This window comes from Pelagibius sp. 7325 (assembly GCF_037652055.1).
GTDB lineage: Bacteria > Pseudomonadota > Alphaproteobacteria > Kiloniellales > Kiloniellaceae > Pelagibius.
The window spans coordinates 1,367,168-1,385,812 of record NZ_JBBKAH010000002.1; the positions used below are offsets into that span (position 1 = coordinate 1,367,168).

The 18,645-nt window shown below is 66.9% G+C and carries 13 protein-coding genes; 11 read left to right on the top strand and 2 right to left on the bottom strand.

The genetic code is table 11. The features are described from left to right. Positions 1-146: 146 nt before the first annotated feature. From WDC82_RS08360 to WDC82_RS08375, 4 genes are all read left to right on the top strand, one after another. Positions 147-2,612 carry a TonB-dependent siderophore receptor gene (locus tag WDC82_RS08360; RefSeq protein ID WP_340116801.1) on the top strand — a complete coding sequence of 822 codons (2,466 nt, stop codon included), beginning with the start codon at positions 147-149 and terminating at the stop codon, positions 2,610-2,612. Positions 2,613-2,625: 13 nt separating this feature from the next. Next, a complete protein-coding gene (locus WDC82_RS08365) occupies positions 2,626-3,870 on the top strand; it encodes a PepSY-associated TM helix domain-containing protein (RefSeq protein ID WP_340116802.1) in 1,245 nt (414 codons plus the stop codon). Positions 3,871-4,058: 188 nt separating this feature from the next. Beyond that, positions 4,059-4,607, top strand: coding sequence for a DUF1523 family protein (locus WDC82_RS08370; protein ID WP_340116803.1), 549 nt, complete (start codon positions 4,059-4,061; stop codon positions 4,605-4,607). Between the two features lie 201 nt (positions 4,608-4,808). Beyond that, the gene (locus tag WDC82_RS08375; RefSeq protein WP_340116804.1) at positions 4,809-5,375 is read left to right on the top strand and encodes a dienelactone hydrolase family protein; all 567 of its coding nucleotides are present in this window, start codon (positions 4,809-4,811) and stop codon (positions 5,373-5,375) included. Between the two features lie 21 nt (positions 5,376-5,396). Here the strand turns inward: WDC82_RS08375 and WDC82_RS08380 are convergent, their stop codons facing one another. Further along, complete coding sequence (locus WDC82_RS08380) at positions 5,397-6,044, bottom strand: GntR family transcriptional regulator (RefSeq protein ID WP_340116805.1); 648 nt, start codon at positions 6,042-6,044, stop codon at positions 5,397-5,399. A 177-nt stretch (positions 6,045-6,221) separates the two neighbouring features. On the opposite strand from WDC82_RS08380, the gene tcuA reads away from it, so the two are divergent. The 3 genes from tcuA (at position 6,222) to WDC82_RS08395 (ending at position 12,299) form a co-directional block, all read left to right on the top strand. Further along, positions 6,222-7,634 (top strand): FAD-dependent tricarballylate dehydrogenase TcuA, encoded by a 1,413-nt coding sequence (tcuA, locus tag WDC82_RS08385; RefSeq protein ID WP_340116806.1) that lies wholly within the window; start codon positions 6,222-6,224, stop codon positions 7,632-7,634. Beyond that, positions 7,615-8,775, top strand: coding sequence for a tricarballylate utilization 4Fe-4S protein TcuB (gene tcuB, locus WDC82_RS08390; RefSeq protein ID WP_340116807.1), 1,161 nt, complete (start codon positions 7,615-7,617; stop codon positions 8,773-8,775). Before tcuA ends, tcuB begins: the two co-directional genes overlap by 20 nt. 341 nt (positions 8,776-9,116) lie before the next feature. Next, the gene (locus WDC82_RS08395; RefSeq protein WP_340116808.1) at positions 9,117-12,299 is read left to right on the top strand and encodes a transglycosylase domain-containing protein; all 3,183 of its coding nucleotides are present in this window, start codon (positions 9,117-9,119) and stop codon (positions 12,297-12,299) included. Between the two features lie 15 nt (positions 12,300-12,314). Here the strand turns inward: WDC82_RS08395 and WDC82_RS08400 are convergent, their stop codons facing one another. After that, positions 12,315-12,974 (bottom strand): DUF1028 domain-containing protein, encoded by a 660-nt coding sequence (locus WDC82_RS08400; protein ID WP_340116809.1) that lies wholly within the window; start codon positions 12,972-12,974, stop codon positions 12,315-12,317. Positions 12,975-13,117: 143 nt separating this feature from the next. Between WDC82_RS08400 and WDC82_RS08405 the strand changes: the two genes are divergently transcribed. The 4 genes from WDC82_RS08405 (at position 13,118) to WDC82_RS08420 (ending at position 18,641) form a co-directional block, all read left to right on the top strand. Continuing rightward, positions 13,118-14,674 (top strand): ABC transporter substrate-binding protein, encoded by a 1,557-nt coding sequence (locus tag WDC82_RS08405; protein ID WP_340116810.1) that lies wholly within the window; start codon positions 13,118-13,120, stop codon positions 14,672-14,674. A 78-nt stretch (positions 14,675-14,752) separates the two neighbouring features. After that, positions 14,753-15,700 (top strand): ABC transporter permease, encoded by a 948-nt coding sequence (locus tag WDC82_RS08410; RefSeq protein ID WP_340116811.1) that lies wholly within the window; start codon positions 14,753-14,755, stop codon positions 15,698-15,700. Then, complete coding sequence (locus WDC82_RS08415; RefSeq protein WP_340116812.1) at positions 15,697-17,646, top strand: dipeptide/oligopeptide/nickel ABC transporter permease/ATP-binding protein; 1,950 nt, start codon at positions 15,697-15,699, stop codon at positions 17,644-17,646. The genes WDC82_RS08410 and WDC82_RS08415 overlap by 4 nt, the downstream gene beginning before the upstream one ends. Continuing rightward, on the top strand, positions 17,643-18,641 hold the full coding sequence (locus WDC82_RS08420) for an oligopeptide/dipeptide ABC transporter ATP-binding protein (RefSeq protein ID WP_340116813.1): 999 nt from the start codon (positions 17,643-17,645) through the stop codon (positions 18,639-18,641). The genes WDC82_RS08415 and WDC82_RS08420 overlap by 4 nt, the downstream gene beginning before the upstream one ends. Positions 18,642-18,645: the final 4 nt, after the last annotated feature.

An 18,645-nucleotide genomic window follows, 5' to 3' on the forward strand; every position in this document is an offset into this window, starting at 1 on the left:
GTTAGGTAGCCGGCCCGCCCAGGCGTCCCCTCTTTGGGCATAGATGCGAATGTGTCGCATTTTCACTTAAACGGGCCGGAATCGTCTCGCGACCGGCCCTCTGCAGATTGGGCTAGGGGACGTTGAACAAGGAAATTGTGGGAGCCGTGGGCGCCAAGGGGGGTGCCGCGGTGCCGATGAAGCATGAGGCGACGCAGAACCAGGGGCGTCGCGCCTTGCTGCTGTCGACGGCCATCGTATCGATGGCAGTGTTCGGGGCGGCATTCGGGGCGGTCGTGGCCGTGTCGCCGGCCGCGGCGGAGCCGCTCCAGCAGGTGGCACAGGCCGAGCGCCAGTGGGACTTCGCCATTCCGGCGCAGGATCTCGCTTCGGCGCTGATCGCCTACTCCGAGACCACCGGCGTCCAGGTGGTGTTCAAAAGCGAGGATCTCGCCGGCAAAGCCAGCGCCGGCCTCTCGGGCGCGATGACCGCGGAGCAGGGGTTGCGCGTGCTGCTCGCCTCCTCCGGCCTCACCTACGACTTCACCGGGGAGAATTCAGTGGTGGTCTCGGCGGCGCCGGAAGCGGCGACCGAGGGCGGTGCCGTGGTGCTCGACACCCTCACCGTCGAAGACTACCGCAACATTACCTCCCTGCAGGCGACCAAAGGCTACGTCTCGCACTACTCCACCGCGGCGACCAAGACCGATACGCCGATCATCGAGACGCCGCAGTCGGTATCGACCGTCGGCCGTGAGGAGATGAACGACCGCAACACCAAGACCGTGGCGGAGGCCATGCGCTACACCGCGGGTGTCGCGGTCGACTCCTACGGCGTTGATCCGCGCGGCTACGACAGCATCAAGATTCGCGGCTTCGACACGGTCACCACGGGCTCCTTCCGTGACGGCCTGCGCATGGACGGCAACTTTTTCGCCCTCTACACCACTGAACCTTACGGCATCGAGCGCGTCGACATGATGCGCGGTCCCAGCGGTGCGCTCTACGGGCAGGCCGAGGCCGGCGGCGTGATCGACCGCACCACCAAGCGGCCTTACGCGGACATGCAACAGGAGGTGCGCCTCCAGGGCGGCAGCTGGGAGTTCAAGGAAGGCGCCTTCGACATCGGCGGTGCCGCCACCGAGGACAAAAGCCTGCTGTTCCGCCTGACCGGGCTGGTGCGTGATTCGCATACCGAGTTCGACTACAACGACGGCTCAACGCAAGAGAACCGGCGTGTGTACATTGCCCCGGCGCTGACCTGGAACCCCGACGACGATACCAGCATCACCGTGCTGGCCGACTACATGAACGACCGCCGGCCGACAGCCTTCGGGACGCTCGCAACCGAAGATATGCGCACCGATGTGGTCGCGGGCGAGCCCGGCTTCGACCGGTTCGACCAGGAACAGTTTGCCATCGGCTATGATGCCCGGCATCGCATCAACGACGCCTGGGAGTTCCGCCAGAAGGCGCGTTACACCTACGTGGGCGTCGACTATCAGGGCGTCAGCGCCGACGCTTTCGACCCCGCGACAGGCACCGTCTTTCGCAGCGTCTGGTCCGCACCGGACACCGTGCATCAAGGGGTGATCGACAATCAGCTGGAGTCCCGCTTCGAGCTCGGCCCGACGTTTCACGTCGCTCTCTTCGGCCTGGATTACAGCCATAGCGTCGACACCTTCAGCTATCATTCCGCTACAGCCGACCCGCTCGACATCAACAATGTCGTCTACACCGGGGCGACGGTACCGGAACCCTATCAGCGCACTGAGCAGACCCTGCAGCAGGCGGGTGCCTACGTGCAGGATCAGATCACGATCTACGACAACTGGATTCTCACGCTGGGTGGGCGTTTCAGCTACGTGCGGCAGGAGACCGAGGACCGCTTCACCCATACCAGCGAAACGAAGAACGACAACGCCTTCACCGGCCGGGCCGGGCTGACCTACCTGTTCGACAATGGTGTCGCGCCCTACGTCAGCTACACCCAGGGCTTCACGCCGCAGAACGGGACCACCCGGCAGGGCGAGACCTTCGTGCCGGAAGAGTCGGAGCAGTACGAAGTCGGGGTGAAGTTTGCGCCCAAGGACTTCAACGCCCTGTTCACGGTCGCAGCCTTCCAGGTGACCAAGACGAACGTGGTGACGGTAGACCCTGACGACATCAACAGCTCTATCCAGACCGGTGAGATCCGCACACGGGGCATCGAGCTGGAGGCAAAGACGACGCTGGCGGAAGGGCTGGATCTGACGGCCTCCTATACTTTCCTCGATGCAGAGGTAACCAAAAGCAACGACGAGGACCTGGGCAAGCGCCCGGTGATCGTGCCGGAGCATGCCGCGGCCGCGTGGCTGAACTACACGATCCAGGACGGCCTGCTGGAAGGCCTCGGCATCGGTGGCGGTCTGCGCTATGTCGGGCCCACCTACAACGACCTGGCCAACGATTCGGAAAATTCCAGCTATCTGCTGGTCGATGCGGCGCTCAGCTACGACCTCAACGAGAACCTCTCTTTCCAGGTCAACGCCAACAACCTCTTCGATCGTGAGCACATCACGACCTGCGCCTTCGGTTCCTGCTACTACGGCACGGGGCTGCGCGTCCTCGCCGGCATGTCATATCACTGGTAGGCGGTAGGGAGTCATGATCCGTAGTACCCTCGTTCTGCTGCATCGCTACCTTGGCCTGGCCACGGCGATCTTCCTCGCCCTGGCTGGGCTGACCGGCGCGATTCTGGCCTTTCATCACGAGATCGACGAATGGCTGAACCCGGAATTCTACACGGTTTCGGAGAAGGCAGCGGATGCGGGGGGGCCGCTGGGCCTCGTCGCGCTGGCCGCGCGGGCACAGGCGGACCATCCGCAGCTGGAAATCATCTATATCGAGAGCGAGGGCGAGGCCGACCATCCGGTCTTGGCGGTGGGTGAGCCGCGGCCGGACCCGGCCGGCGGTCCGATGCCGGAGGTCGACTACAACTTTATCTACCTGGATCCGATCAGCGGCGAGACCTTGGCGACGCGCTACTGGGCACGCTGCTGCTTTTCGGCCGAGGACTTCATCCCCTTCATCTACGAATTCCACCACACGCTCACCTTGCCGGGCATCTGGGGCTACCTGCTGATGGGGGCGGTGGCGATCTTCTGGACCGTCGACTGCCTGATCGCCCTGGTGCTGACCTTTCCCCGGGGGCAATGGTTCCTTTCCGGGCCGTTCTTCGCGAAATGGAAGACCGCCTGGCAGGTGAAGCGCAACGGCGGCTCCTACCGCACCAACCTGGATCTGCACCGCGCCGGCGGCCTCTGGCTGTGGCTGATCCTGCTGCCGGTGGCGGTCAGCTCCATCGCCATGAACCTGCCGGACCAGGTGTTTCGCCCGGTGGTTTCGCTGTTCTCGCCCGTCGAGCAAAGCGTCTACTACCAGCGCGGCTCCTGGACTGCCGAGGAGATCGGCGAGAAAGGGCAGAATTACGCCGACATCGTCTCGAAGGGCGAAGTCGCGGCGCGGCAGCACGGCCTCGACATGCCGATCTACGGACTCTATTACGACACTCTCCACAACTACTACGCCGTCGGCTACGGCAGCCACGACGGCGAGCTGTTGGGCAGCCCGTGGTTCTACTTCGATGGTGGCGACGGTCGCCTGCTGCGCGCCGACATTCCCGGGCGCGGGACGGCGGGCGAGATCTTCGAGCAGCTGCAGCTGCCGATCCACGGCGGGCGCATCGGCGGGCTGGCCGGGCGTATCGTCATCTGTGTCACCGGCCTGGTCATCTGCATGCTGTCGGTGACCGGCGTCGTGATCTGGTGGAAAAAGCGCGGCGCGCGGCGCGTGCGCGCGGAGCGCAGCACCGGCGCCGCGGTGCCCGCGGAGAACTTCGCCGGCGAATAGCGCGCTGCTGTCTCACCTTTCCACGGCGGACCGCAAGCCACCCTCGTCTCGGGCGCAGATCGCCCGCCGCTGCGCCGCACGCAGGCTATCTGTGGCTTGACGATGCCGTGGACGGGCCCCAGAGTGGCGTTCACAAGGCCTAGGGTCCCTAAGATCACGCTTCCATCCTAATCAGCGAAAGCTCATCTATGCTCGAGATCTGGTTCTCGGTCGGATACGTCGCCCTGCTCATCGTTCTCCTGTTCGCTTTCATCCTCTGGCGGACTGGTGGCGTCGTGGCCTCGATCGCGGCGCTGGTCGTCGGGCTGGCGTATCTGAGCTGGTGGGAGTACGCGCGACCGACCTGGACCACCGGTTTTGTCAGCGGCACCGAGATACGGCGCAGCGATCCCGACGCTCAGGGATCAACGCGGGACGTTCAATACGTCTACATGAGGAACCAGGCCGACGCCGGTGTCGAGCTGGAAAACGAGGACTCCTGGTGGTGGTTCAAGCGCAATAGCGAGCGGGTGTTCAACAACGCCAAGACGGCGGAAGATCGCAAGACCGAGGTCACCGTCATGTGGAACCGGTGGCGCTCGCAGCTCTTCTCCTTGCACCCCAACATCATCGCCTTCGGCGATTCCGGCGCGTGGCCGCTGTGGTCGTGGCGAACCTTGACGTTCTACGGCATCACAGGTGTGCTGTGGGTCTTCTATTTCTACGGCTTCCTCTGGCTTCACAGGCGGATCGACTAGATTCTGAATAGTGACGTACCGTGGGTCCACAGCGCCGGCCGGGCCGTGGGGGGCTTGCCGGACCTTCCGTCGTGTCCGCCGCGAGTTTTGCCGGAGAGCGCGTTCCCGATGGCCCTCTTGCTTCTTCGGTGCAGACGAGTCCATCCTTGTTGACGCAGTGCGCGGCACCGCGTCCCGCAATCTTGGCTGCGGAAATGCAAGATGACCGAGCTCCTGCTGTTCCACCATGCGCTGGGGTTGACCGACGGGTGCCGCGCCTTTGCCGATGCGCTGCGCGCCGCCGGCCATGTCGTGCACACGCCCGATCTCTATGGCGGGCAGACTTTCACTGATCTGGAAGAGGGTGTCGGCTTCGCCCGGCAGCTCGGTTTCCAGACGATCCTCGACAACGGGCGCCGCGTTGCGGAGAGCCTGCCGGCGACAATCGCCTATGCCGGGTTCTCACTCGGCGTCATGCCGGCGCAGATGCTGGCCCAGACGCGACCCGGCGCGCAAGGTGCCCTGCTGATGCACAGCTGCGTCCCGCTGGCCGAATTTGGTGGCCTCTGGCCGTTGGGTGTTCCCCTGCATATCCATGTGATGGAAGACGATGCCTGGGGTGATGTCGATGTCGCCCGCGATATCGCCCGGACAGTCGCGGACGCGCAGCTCTTCCTCTATCCCGGCGACCGGCACCTGTTCACGGACAAAGGCTTGCCGGACTACGACGAAGCTGCTGCGATGCTGCTCATGCGGCGTGCGCTCGCCTTTCTCAGCGGCCTGGAATAGCGCGCCCTCACGTCCGGAAAGTCACTCTGCCAGTCCCGTCTCCAGCGCCATGGCCAGGCGGATCTCGCGGGCGCGGCGGATGTGGCCGCGCATCAGCCGTTCCGCCCGCTCGGCGTCACCGGCGGCGACCGCCTCGACGACCGCGCGGTGTTCGGCATGGGATTCTCCGGCGCGCTGGTGGGCGGCCAGAGTGGTCGGGCCGAGCAGCAGCAGGGTGGTGGAGAAGGTCCCCACCGCGCTCATGAGGTAGCGGTTGTTGGCCGCCTCGCAGAGCGTGCGGTGATAGAGCTTGTTGAGCTTCGCCAGGGCGACCGGATCGCCCAACTGCGCTTCCTCGCGGGCCAGTATGGCGTTGAGGCGCTGCAGGTCGTTGGCGCTGGCGCTCTGCGCGGCGAGCCGCGCGGTGCTGCCTTCGAGAATTTCCCTGAGGTCGTAAAGCTCCTGGATCGCCTGCAGCGAGAGTTCGGCGATGCGCGCACCGTTGCGGGCGTCGAGCTGCACCAAGCCGTCGCGGGCGAGTCGCTGCAGCGCTTCGCGGATCGGCGTGCGGCTGATGCCGAGCTGCTCGGCCAGTGCCGTCTCGCGGATGCGCTCGCCCGGTTTCAGGTGCCCCGCACCGATCGCGGCGAGCAGTCCTTCGTAGGCCTGGTCGGCAAGGCTGGCGGACATGGCGCGGGTGGCCTCCTGTTCTTCAACGACGCGAAAGAACGGCTGATTTCAGCCCTTTCTCCGCCCTTGGCCGCCGCGGCCAAGATTCCATTTGAAGAGCGTAGTATATCATTGTATACAAACGTCCACAAGAACAACGCGGCCTAAAACCCAACCCCTGGATCGAGAGAAGAGATCGTGACCCGCGGAGAGCTTCGGACGGCCTTCGATGTACTGGTGATCGGCGGCGGCAACGCCGGCCTCAGCGCCGCCATCATGGCGGCCGAGGCGGGTCGCAGCGTGTGCATCCTGGAAGGGGCGCCGCGCTTCTATCGCGGCGGCAACAGCCGGCACACGCGCAACCTCAGGGCCATGCACAACGCTCCGACATCGGTGCTGACCGATGCCTACGAGGAAGAGGAGTACTACCAGGACCTCCTGCGCGTCACCAAGGGCAAGACCACCGAGAAGCTGGCGCGCCTGGCCATCCGCGAATCGCAGAACTCTGTGCCCTGGCTGGAGGCGCGCGGCGTGCGTTTCCAGAAGGCGCTCTCCGGCACGCTGCATCTTGGGCGCACCAATGCCTTCTTCCTGGGCGGCGGCAAAGCGCTGGTGAATGCGCTCTACCGCCATGCGGAAAGCCTTGGCGTCGTCGTGCACTACGAGGCGCCGGTCGAGGCGGTGCACCTGGAGAACGGTTTCTGCCGCACCGTCACCGCGCGCCTCGGCGATGCCGCTGTGCGCGATTTCAGCGGCCGCAGCGTCGTCTTTGCCGCCGGCGGTTTCCAGGCCAACATCCCCTGGCTGAAGGAATCCTGGGGCGCTGCGGCCGACAACTTCCTCATCCGCGGCACGCCCTACAACACCGGCGAAGTCCTGAAGCAGCTGCTGGACCAGGGCACCGCCCAGGTCGGCGATCCGCAGCAGTGCCATGCCGTCGCCATCGACGGGCGCGCGCCGAAGTACGACGGCGGCATCTGCACCCGCGTCGACTGCGTTTCCCTCGGCATCGTGGTGAACGAGAAGGCCGAGCGCTTCTACGACGAGGGCGAGGACTTCTGGCCCAAGCGCTATGCCATCTGGGGACGTCTGGTCGCCGCGCAGCCGAACCAGGTCGGCCACGTCATCATCGACCAGCAGGCCATCGGCCTCTTCATGCCGCCGGTCTTTCCGGCGGTGACGGCCGGCAGCATCGAGGAACTGGGCGGCAAGATCGGCCTCGATCCCCAGGTGCTGGCCAAGACCGTCGCCGACTACAACGCGGCGGTGCACGACGGCAGCTTCGACCACACCGAGCTGGACAACTGCCGCACCGAAGGCCTGACGCCGCCGAAGACCCACTGGGCACGGCGTCTGGATACGCCGCCATTTTACGCCTACACCCTGGCGCCCGGCATCACCTTCACCTACCTGGGCGTCGAGATCGACGAACACGCGCGGGTCCTCATGGCCGACGGCAGGCCCTCGGCCAACATGTTCGCCGCCGGGGAGATCATGGCCGGCAACGTGCTGGGCGAGGGTTACCTGGCCGGCATCGGCATGACCATCGGCGGCGTCTTCGGCCGCATCGCGGGAGAGGAGGCGGCGCGCCATGTTGCACAAGCTGCTTGAGACGGAGTCGGCCGCCGAAGCCGACCGCATCCTGACCATCTGCAACGCCTGCCGCTATTGCGAGGGCCACTGCGCCGTGTTTCCGGCGATGACCCAGCGGCTGAGCTTCACGTCGGCCGAGCTCGGCTACTTCGCCAATCTCTGCCATAACTGCGGCTCCTGCTACCACCACTGCCAGTACGCCGATCCACACGAGTTCGATGTGAACGTGCCGCGGACCATGGCCGCGCTGCGCGTCGATACTTATGAGGCCGCGGCCTGGCCGGGCTTCCTGGGCCGCGCCTTCCAGAACAACGGCGTGTGGACGGCGCTGCTCACCGTCCTCGCGGTCGTCGTCTTCATGCTCGCCGCCGCCGCCTTCATCGATCCGGCAACGCTCTTCGGCAGTCACGGCGGCAATTTCTATGCCGTGCTGTCGCACAACGTCATGGTGACGGTGTTCGGCGCGGTGTCGCTTTTCGTGCTGGCCGCCATCGTCATCGGCATGGCGCGTTTTTGGCGGCTCATCGGCGCGCCGCCGGTGCGCGAGATCGGCCTGGGCGAGGTCGGGCGCGCGCTGCATGACGCGATGACGCTGAAGTACATGGGCGGCGGCGCCGATCTCGGCTGCACCTATCCGGAGGAAGCGCCCTCGAAGTTGCGGCGTCTCTTTCACCATCTCACCTTCTACGGCTTCCTGCTGTGCTTCGCCGCCACCTCGGTCGGCACGCTCTACCATTACGGCTTCGGCTGGGTGGCACCCTACGGCTACTTCAGCCTGCCGAAGCTGCTCGGCATCTTCGGCGGCATCGGCATTGTGGCGGGCCCGCTCGGCCTTATGGTCCTGAAACGCCGCGCCGCGGCTTCGCCGGTCTCGACCGGGACCACGCGTCAACTCGACGCCGGCCTCCTGGTCCTGCTGCTGCTGACCGGTCTCAGCGGCCTGGTCCTGACGGTCCTGCGCGACACCGAGCTGTTGGGCTTATTTCTGGTGCTGCACCTCGGGCTCGTCATGGGCCTCTTCCTCGCCATGCCCTATGGCAAGTTCATCCACGGCTTCTACCGCATCCAGGCTCTGGTCGGCTTCGCGCTGGAACAGCGCCGCGGCCACCGGGTGATCGGTGCCGGCGATGCTGCCGTGCAGCGCCAGGCCGCCGAGTAGGCTCCGAGTCGCCCCCCCGAGTCGCACCGCCCGTTCCCAGCCCCTGTCGAGGCGGGCTGTGGACAGCTCTGCGGCGATTCTGCGAAGCCCGCGGCAATCCGCCAAAAAATCCGTTAACCTTTTAGAAAGGTTGAGAAAATTTAATGGTACGCGCATTATGACTTGCGCGGATCGCGTTAACCCTTCTGTTGCGCTGCAAGCCTCAGGTGAGTTCGTGCCGCCGACGTCTTCCCGTTGGAAGACGCAGTCTTGGCCGGGAATGCGGTGCAATGGTGAGCGTTTCGGTGGAGGGAACTCCCCCAGAGGTGACAGGCCCATCGGTCGTGGAGAGCGTCTCTCCCGTGCCCAAGCGCCGCCGTGAGCGACGCGGGCCGCCGGGCCGCGGCTGGCAGCGGGTCGCCGCCGGCGGTTCCTCTCTGTTGTTCCTCACGGCGGTCGGCAGCCTGGTGGTGATGGAGGCCAAGACCTCCACCCTGCAGGCTCGGTTTTTTTCCGAGATCGCCGGCGAGATGACCTACGGCGTCGCCGCCGGGCCGAGCGAAGCCATCCAGTTTCCCCAAGACGGACCCTATGACCGCCGGCTCGGCTACGTCGGCCTGCCGGGTTTCATCGATTCTCTCTCCCGCCAGGGCTACGCGGTCGAGAGCCAGGCGCGCATCTCCGAGAAGTTCGACTGGTATTTCCGCCACAGCGGCATCGCGCCCTACCGGGAGAAGACGCAGACAGGCCTGACCCTGCTCGACCGCGACGGCGCCGAGATCTTCGCCGCGCGCACGCCGGAGCGGACGTTCGACGACTTCGCTTCGGTGCCGCCGCTGCTCGTCAACACGCTGCTGTTCATCGAGAACCGCGAGCTGCTGGAGGAAAGGTTCCCGCGCGCCAATCCGGCGGTCGAGTGGGACCGCCTGGCCACCGCCTTCGCCGGCCTGGTCGTCACCAAGGTGACGACCGGCGGCCAGACGCCGGGCGGCAGCACGCTGGCGACGCAGATGGAGAAATTCCGCCACTCGCCCGAGGGCCGCACCGGCGATGTCAGCGAGAAGCTGCGCCAGATGGTTTCGGCCACCCTGCGCGGCTATCTCGACGGGGGCGACACCATGGCGGTGCGCCAGCGCATCGTCGTCGACTATCTCAATTCGACGCCGCTTTCCGCGCGCCCCGGCTTCGGGGAGGTGATCGGCCTCGGAGATGGCCTGTGGGCATGGTTCGGCACCGACTTCAACACCGCCCACGCCTGCCTGGCCGCCGCGGAGTTGGGCGAGTCCGGCGATCCCTGCGCCGCGACGGTTTACCGCCAGGCGCTGAGCCTGCTGATCGCCCAGCGGCGACCTTCCGAATACCTCCTTGCCGGGCGGGACGCGCTGGACCGCCTGGTCGACAGCCACCTGCGCGTGCTGGCTGAGGCCGGCATCATCAACAGCGATTTCCGCGATGCCGCGCTGGCTGCGCGGACGACCTTCACGCCCGAGCTGCAGGCCGCCGCGCCGACCGCCTCGCCCTTGTCGTGGAAGGCGGCCGCGACCCTGCGCACGCGTTTGCTGGGCCAGCTCGGCGTCGGCTCGCTCTATGATCTCGATCGCCTCGATTTGACCGTGGAGACGACGCTGGACCGCGAGGTTCAGGAAAGCGTGACCGCGGCGTTGAAGAGCCTCTCCGATCCGGCGGCGCTAGAGGCCATGGGTCTCGCGGCGCCGCGCCTGCTCGATCGCGGCGATCCCGCCAAAGTGATCTACAGCCTGCTGCTCTACGAGCGCGGCGAGGGCCGCAACCACCTGCGCCTGCAGGCCGACAACTTCGACGGTCCCTTCGACATCAACGAGGGGACCAAGCTGGATCTCGGCTCCACCGCCAAGCTGCGCACCCTGGTTAGCTACCTGGAGATCATCGCAACGGTCTACGAGCGCCTGCAAGGAGCCGGCATCGCCGACCTGCGCGCGGCCGCGGCCGACGGCGATACACTCACGCGCTGGGTCGCCACCAGCCTGATCGAGGACCGTGGCCTGGATCTGCCGGCGCTGCTCGACGCCGCCCTGCAGCGGCGCTATTCCGCCAACCCGAAGGAACGCTTCTTCACCGGCGGCGGCTTGCACCACTTCGGCAACTTCGACCGCAACGACGACTACAAGGTGGTGTCGATCGCCGAGGCGTTCCGTCATTCGGTGAACCTGGTTTTCGTGCGGCTGATGCGCGACGTGGTGCGTTACCACGTGGCGCAGAACGTCGCGTTGAAGGGCGACCCGCTGGAGGCCGACTCGCCACTGCGCGCGGGATACCTCGCGCGCTTCGCCGACCGTGAGGGGCGCGAGTTCATGCTCGGCTTCTACGGCCGCTACCGCGAGCGCGGGCCCGACGAGATTCTCGACACCCTGGCCAAGCGCGCCCGCCAGTCGCCGGCGGCGCTGGCCGTGGTGTTTCGCTCCCTGCGGCCGCAGGCGGATATCGCCGCCTTCGCCGACTTCTTGCGCGCGCAGCCGGCCGGCGCTTCCCTCAGCGCCGCCGCCCTGAGCGACCTCTACGACCGTTATGGCGAGGACCGTTTCTCGCTGAACGACCGCGGCTACATTGCCCGCATCCATCCGCTGGAACTGTGGCTGGGCGCCTATCTCAGCACGACGCCGGGCGCGACTTTCGCCCAGGCCGCCGCCGCCGGCGCCGAGGCCCGCCAGGACGCCTATTCCTGGCTGTTCAAGGCGAGCAAGCGCCGCGCCCAGGACCAGCGCATCCGCATTCTGCTGGAGGAAGAGGCCTTCCAGCGCATCGCGTTGAGCTGGCGCCGCCTCGGCTATCCCTTCGACTGGCTGGTGCCGTCCTATGCCACCTCGATCGGCAGTTCGGGCGACCGCCCCGCGGCGCTGGCCGAGCTGATGGGCATCATTGCGAATGACGGCCTGCGCCTGCCGACAGGCCGCTTCGACCGCCTGCGCTTTGCCGAAGGCACGCCCTTCGAAACGGTAATGACGCTGCAGCTGCCCGAAGGCGAGCGGGTCATGCATCCCGAGGTCGCGCGGGCCCTGCGCGGCGCGCTGGTCGACGTGGTGGAAAACGGCACCGGCCGGCGCGCCAGCGGGGCGTTTCATGCCGCCGACGGCACGCCGCTGATCGCCGGCGGCAAGACCGGCACCGGCGACCACCGCTTCGAGCGTTTCGGCGCCCGCGGCCAGGTGATCGAGTCGCAGGTGGTGAACCGCACCGCGACCTTTGTGTTCTTCCTGGGCGACCGCTTCTTCGGTGTCATCTCGGCGCATGTCGCCGGACCTGACGCCGCGAACTACGGCTTCACCTCGGCGCTGCCGACCCAGTTGCTGCAGTCGCTGGCGCCGCGCCTGCAGCCATTGATCGACCATGCGCCGCCGGCAGTGCCCGGCGCCCCGGATCCTCAGTTGATCACCGAGGACGGCGACCCTTCGGTGCTGGGCGACGCGACGCCGCCCTGCGTAACGACGGCGGAAAACCTGTGGCGCTGTTCGCTGGCCGGCGCGCTGCAGTCGGCGGCACGCGAAGATCCCTTGCCATCAGTCCAGTAGCCACCGCCTCTGGGCCTAACGCCGGCTTGGGTCCTGCTCGTCGGGCAGGCGTTTCAGGAAATCCCGGTAAACCGCGTCCTTCGAGCGTTCGTAGAGCGCCTGCAGGGCCTCGACCGGCCGCGGGTCGTAGTCGACGCGCAGGTTGAGGGCGGCGCCCTGGCCGCTGTCCACCAGCAGCGCCGCCGAGCAGGTGCCGCGGCTGTCGCCGCCCGCCGCCTCACCGGCGGCCAGCGCCGTCAGCAGGCGCTCGGCGAGGCCCTCTCCATCGTCCGCCGCATAGGCCTCGGCCATCGCCTGCAGCACCGTCGCGTTGCTCAGGAGGTTGCCGGCGGCGATCCAGTTGTCGCCCTCCCGCAGGCCCTTGGCTTCGCTGTTCTCGGTTCCGGTCCAGCCCGCCGTGCGGCCCTCGCGGTCCATCACCGCCAGTTGCCGGAAGTCGCGGCCCTCGTCTTCGGCCAGCAGCGCCCGCAGGACGTGGCCGGCACTTTCGCCCCCGGACAGGCGCGGCAGGCCGCGCCGCGCGAACAGCACGTTGGTCGAATAGCCCTGGGTGGCGACGGCGCCGACGCCGAAGCGGCAGTGCGGCACCTGGGCGCCGACGGCGATGCTGCCAGTCGCCGTGGCCACACCGATGGCGCCGTTCGCCGGGTCGCGGCCGATGATTGTGAAGGTCATGCCGGATGAGGTTCCTGCCGCCTCCGCGTGGGGCGGCGACTAATTTATCATGAGAAAATAGATTACTTTTGAATTTATCATGCTAAATTGGACCTGTAAACGCGCAGATATTTGCGCACAACCGATCCAGCAGGGAGGCGGTAATGAAAAAAGCTTTCTATGCGGCGGCTCTTGCGGCGGGCGTACTCGCCGCCGGTGCGGCCGAGGCGCAGACGCCGCCGGGCGTTCTGATCGTGGGCCAGATCGCCGAGCCCAAGTCGCTCGACCCCCACGCCGTGACGGCGGTGAACGACTTCCGCATCCTAATGAACGTCTACGACGGCCTGGTCCGCTACAAGGACGGCACGCTGGAAGTCGAGCCGGCACTCGCTGAGTCCTGGACCATCAGCGACGATGGCACCACCTACAGCTTCGAACTGCGCGACGGCGTGAGGTTTCACGACGGCAGCCCGCTGACCGCCGAGGCGGTGAAGTTCAACTTCGAGCGCATGCTCGATGAGAATCACCCCTTCCACGACACCGGGCCGTTCCCGCTGTCGTTTTTCTTCAGCGCCATCGACAGCGTGACGGCCGAAGACGAAGACACCGTGGTGTTCAAGTTGAAGGAGCCCTACGCGCCCTTCCTCTCCAACCTCGCCTATCCGACCGGCCTCATCGTCTCGCCGGCGGCCGTCGAGGAGTACGGCAAGGACTTCGGGCGCCACCCTTCGGGTACCGGTCCCTTCCGCTTTGCCGAGTGGGAGAGCAACGCCAAGGTCGTCGTGGCGCGCAACGACGACTACTGGGAAGGCGCGCCGTCCCTGGAAGCCGTGGTGTTCCGCCCGATCACCGACGCCAACACCCGCGTTGCCGAGATGCTGTCGGGCGGCATCGATCTGATGGTCGAGGTGCCGCCGGACTCCGTCGCGACCTTCGCCGACGATGCCGCCTACCAGATGCACGAGCAGGCCGGCCCGCATCTCTGGTTCCTCATCCTGAACGCCAAGGAAGGCCCGCTGGCCGACAAGAAGGTGCGCCAGGCGGTGAACTACGCCATCAACAAGAAGGCGTTGGTGGAGAACGTGCTACAGGGCACCGCCGAGGTCGCCGCAGGCCCCACGCCGCCGGCCTTCGCCTGGGCCCACAATGACGAACTGGATCCCTATCCCTACGATCCGGAGAAGGCCAAGGCTCTGATCGAGGAAGCCGGCCACGCGGGGGCGGAACTCACCTTCTACGTGACCGAGGGTGGATCGGGCATGCTCGATCCGGTGCCAATGGGTGCGGCGATCCAGGCCGACCTCGCCAAGGTGGGCTTGAAGGTCGAGATCGAGACCTACGAGTGGAACACCTTCCTCGGCAAGGTGAACCCTGGGCTGGAAGGCAAGGCCGACATGGCGGAGATGGCCTGGATGACCAACGATCCCGACACGCTCCCCTACCTGGCCCTGCGCAGCGACGCTTTCCCCGACAAGGGCGGCTTCAACTCCGGCTACTACTCCAATCCGGAGGTGGACAAGCTGCTGGAGACCGCACGCAGCAGCACCGACCAGGATGAACGGGCGAAGCTCTACAAGGAGATGCAGGCCATCGTCCATGAGGACGCACCCTGGGCCTTCATCGCCAACTGGAAGCAGAACGCGGTGACCTCGGCGGCGGTCGGCGACTTTTCGCTGCAGCCCTCCTTCTTCCTCATCCTGAAGGACGTCACCAAGGGCTGACCCCGGCACATCCCCCGGGCCCTCTGCAGGTAGCAGGGGGCTTGAGGGATCGGGCCAAGGAAGGAAACGGAGCCCGCGATGCTCGCCTATACGGTCAAGCGCCTGGTGCTCGCGGTGCCGGTCCTGCTGGGTCTCACCGTCATCGTCTTCCTCATCATGGCGATGATCCCCGGCGATCCGGCGACCGCCATTCTCGGCTCCTATGCGACACCTGAAAACGTCGAGCGGCTGAACCGCCAGCTCGGCCTCGACCGCTCCCTGGTCGAGCAGTACTTCGTCTGGCTCGGCAACCTGCTGCAGGGCGACTTCGGGCGCTCCTATAATCTCAACCGCCCCGTCCTCGACGAGGTGCTGGAGCGCTTCTCGGCGACCCTCATCCTCGCCGGGGCCGCGCTGCTACTGTGCTCGATCTTCGGCCTCATCGCCGGCGTCGCCACCGCGGTGCGCCAGTACGGCTGGACCGACCGGATCGTCACCTTCTTCGTGCTCATCGGCATTTCGGTGCCGTCGTTTTGGCTCGGCCTGCTGCTGGTGCTGACCTTCGCCGTGACCTGGCGCCTGTTCCCCGCCAGCGGCATGTTCGCCATCTACGGCGGCGGCGACCTGCCCGACTTGCTGCATCATCTGACGCTGCCGGCGATCACCCTGGCGGTGGTGGCGACCGGCGTCATCGCGCGGCTGACCCGCGCGGCGATGCTGGAGGTGCTGCGCCAGGACTACATCCGGACCGCGCGCGCCAAGGGCGTCAGCGAGCGCCGCGTGATCTATCGCCACGCCTTCAAGGCGGCGCTGGTCGGCGTCATTCCGGTGATTGGCGTGCAGGCGGGCTTCGTGCTGGGCGGCGCCGTCTACATCGAGACCGTGTTCCAGTGGCCGGGCATCGGCCGCATGCTGGTGACTGCCATCTCGACCCGCGATTTGCTGCTGGTGCAGGGCGGCGTGCTGGTGGTGGCGGCCAGCTATGTGCTCTTCAACCTCATCACCGACCTGCTGCAGCATCTGGTCGATCCGAGGCTCAGAACATGACGGCGGCCGGCACGACAACCGCACTCTCCCCTGCGCGCCGTAGCGGGCGGCCCTCGGCGTTCCGACTCTTCGCGCGCAATCAGCTGGCCGCCTTCGGTGCCGCTTTGCTCGGCCTCATCGTCGTGGTGGTGATTCTCACCCCCGCGCTGCCGCTGCTGGACCCGGCCGCGACGGACCCGGCCAACCGCCTGCTGCGCCCTCTCGCGGAGAATCACCTGCTGGGAACCGATCATCTGGGCCGCGACATCCTCTCGCGCCTCCTGTGGGGGACCGGCGTCAGCCTGCTGGTCGGTCTCTCGGCGACCTCGGTCGCGGCGCTCTTCGGCTCGGCCATCGGCATTCTCGCCGGCTATTTCGGCGGCCGCGCCGATACCGTCCTCATGCGCGGCATCGACATGCTCATGGCGTTTCCCTACATCCTGCTGGCGCTGGCCATCGTCGCCGCGCTGGGCCCGGGCCTGCTGAACGCGCTCTTTGCCATCGCCATCGTCAACATCCCCTTCTTCGCGCGCAACATCCGCGGCGTCACGCTGGGGCTCGCGAGACGTGAGTTCATCGAGGCGGCGCGCCTCTCCGGCAAGTCCGATCTCTCGATCCTGTTGACCGAGGTATTGCCCAACGTGCTGCCGGTCATCGTCATCACCGTCTCCACCACCGTCGGCTGGATGATCCTGGAGACGGCGGGTCTCAGTTTCCTGGGGCTCGGCGCGCAGCCGCCGGATGCCGACCTCGGCTCCATGCTGGGCGAAGGCCGCAAGCTGCTGATCACCGCACCGCACGTCTCGGTCATCCCCGGCGTGATGATCTTTCTCGTCGTCATGAGCATAAACCTGCTGGGCGACGGTATCCGCGACCTGCTCGACCCGCGTCTCAAGTCCGGCGCGCTGGCGCGCCCGGCGCCGATGACGGAAGTCGTCCGCCAGGAAACCGACTACCCTGGTGCCTCCACCGAAGGCGCGGTTGCGCAAGGCGACAGCGTGCTCGCCGTCACCGATCTGCAGACCCAGTTCCGCATGGGCGACGACGTCTACCGCGCGGTGAACGGGGTCAGCTTCGATATCCGGCCGCAGGAGTGCCTCGGCCTGGTCGGCGAATCCGGCTCCGGCAAGTCGGTGACGGCACTCTCGCTGCTGGGTCTCGTGGCGACGCCGCCGGGGCGCATCGTCGGCGGCCAGGTGCTGATGCAGGGCAAGGACCTGCTGGGTCTCGACGCCGCCGGGCTGCGTGCTCTGCGCGGCGACCGTGCCGCCTACATCTTCCAGGACCCGCTGACCACGCTGCATCCCCTCTTTACCATCGGCGACCAGATCGCCGAGGCGATCCGGAGCCACCGTCCGGTCTCCTATAAGGACGCCTGGGCGCGTGCGGTGAGGCTGCTGGATGCCGTGCGCATTCCCAATGCGGCGGGCCGCGCCTCCGCCTATCCGCACGAGCTTTCCGGCGGCATGCGCCAGCGCGTCTCCATCGCCATGGCGCTGGCCAATGATCCGGCGCTGCTGATTGCCGACGAGCCGACCACCGCGCTGGACGTGACGGTGCAGGCGCAGGTCCTGAAGCTGCTCGACCAACTGCGCGGCGATTCCGGTGCATCGCTGCTGTTCATCACCCACGACTTCGGCGTGGTCTCAGAGGTCTGCCACCGCGTCGCGGTGATGTACGCCGGGCGCATCGTCGAGATTGGCCCCACCGAACAGGTCCTTGACGCCCCGGCGCACCCCTACACCGAGCGCCTCATTGCCTGCGTGCCGCGTTTGGGTGAGCCCGGGCGGCGCATGGAAGCCATTCCGGGTCTGCCGCCGGCGGTCAACGCCCTGCCTCCGGGCTGTGCCTTTGCCGCGCGCTGCCCCCATGCCGAGGCCGCCTGCCGTGAGGGCGAGATCGCGCTGGATGCCTTGGACGTGGCCCATGCCGTGCGCTGCATCAAGCCGCGGGGCAGGCTTGCATGACGGCGCTGATGGAGATCCACGACGTCACGCGCCGCTTCGGCGGCGGGCGCAGCCTGCTCGGCAGACCGAAGCCGACGGTGCATGCGGTACAGGGAGTCAGCTTCGAGGTGCGCAAGGGAGAGACCCTGGGCATCGTTGGCGAGTCCGGCTGCGGCAAGTCGACCCTCGCCAAGCTGCTGGTCGGCCTGCAGCAGCCGAGCGATGGCGCGGTGCTGCTCGAAGGCGCCCGGGTACATGACCCGGCGGCCTTCGGACGGCGCGCGCTGGCGCGGCGCGTGCAGTACGTCTTCCAGGATCCCCTGAGCTCGCTGAACCCGCGCAAGACCATCCGCCAGATTCTGGAGGCGCCGCTCATCCATCTGCTGGGCATGGCGGCATCGGCGCGCCGGGAGCGGCTGGCGGAGATCATGGAGGCGGTGCGCCTCAGGCCCGAGTTCCTGGAACGCTATCCGCACGAGTTTTCCGGCGGCCAGGCCCAGCGCATCGGCATCGCCCGCGCGCTGGCCGCCGCGCCCGATATCCTGGTCCTCGATGAGCCGGTCTCCGCCCTCGACGTCTCGGTGCAGGCGCAGGTGCTGAACCTGCTGGACCAACTGAAGGCCGAGTTCGACCTCACCTACGTCTTCATCAGCCACGACCTCGCGGTGGTGGAATCGGTCAGCGACCGGGTCATGGTGATGTATTTCGGGCGCGTGGTGGAGCAGGGCACGGCAGCCGAGCTTTTCCGGCGGCCGCTGCATCCCTATACCCGCCTGCTGCTTTCCTCGGCGCCGGTCCCGGGGAAGAAGGGTATCGGGGCCGAAGGCCGCATCGCCGAGCTGCCGGACCCGCTGGCGCCGCCGCCCGGTTGCGCCTTCGCCGCGCGCTGCCCCCATGCGAGCGATGTTTGCCGCGAGGTCACGCCGCCGCTGGAACGCGAGGGCGAAACGGCCTATGCCTGTCACCATCCGCGCAAGGGAGAGCCCTGGCCGGAGACAGAGCCCTCAGAGGATTGACCTT

Excerpts from the sequence above, each read along its gene's own strand:
- WDC82_RS08365 (WP_340116802.1), top strand. The coding sequence starts at position 2,626 with ATGATCCGTAGTACCCTCGTTCTGCTGCATCGCTACCTTGGCCTGGCC.
- WDC82_RS08370 (WP_340116803.1), top strand. The coding sequence starts at position 4,059 with ATGCTCGAGATCTGGTTCTCGGTCGGATACGTCGCCCTGCTCATCGTT.
- WDC82_RS08375 (WP_340116804.1), top strand. The coding sequence starts at position 4,809 with ATGACCGAGCTCCTGCTGTTCCACCATGCGCTGGGGTTGACCGACGGG.
- WDC82_RS08380 (WP_340116805.1), bottom strand. The coding sequence starts at position 6,044 with ATGTCCGCCAGCCTTGCCGACCAGGCCTACGAAGGACTGCTCGCCGCG.
- tcuB (WP_340116807.1), top strand. The coding sequence starts at position 7,615 with ATGTTGCACAAGCTGCTTGAGACGGAGTCGGCCGCCGAAGCCGACCGC.
- WDC82_RS08400 (WP_340116809.1), bottom strand. The coding sequence starts at position 12,974 with ATGACCTTCACAATCATCGGCCGCGACCCGGCGAACGGCGCCATCGGT.
- WDC82_RS08405 (WP_340116810.1), top strand. The coding sequence starts at position 13,118 with ATGAAAAAAGCTTTCTATGCGGCGGCTCTTGCGGCGGGCGTACTCGCC.
- WDC82_RS08410 (WP_340116811.1), top strand. The coding sequence starts at position 14,753 with ATGCTCGCCTATACGGTCAAGCGCCTGGTGCTCGCGGTGCCGGTCCTG.
- WDC82_RS08415 (WP_340116812.1), top strand. The coding sequence starts at position 15,697 with ATGACGGCGGCCGGCACGACAACCGCACTCTCCCCTGCGCGCCGTAGC.
- WDC82_RS08420 (WP_340116813.1), top strand. The coding sequence starts at position 17,643 with ATGACGGCGCTGATGGAGATCCACGACGTCACGCGCCGCTTCGGCGGC.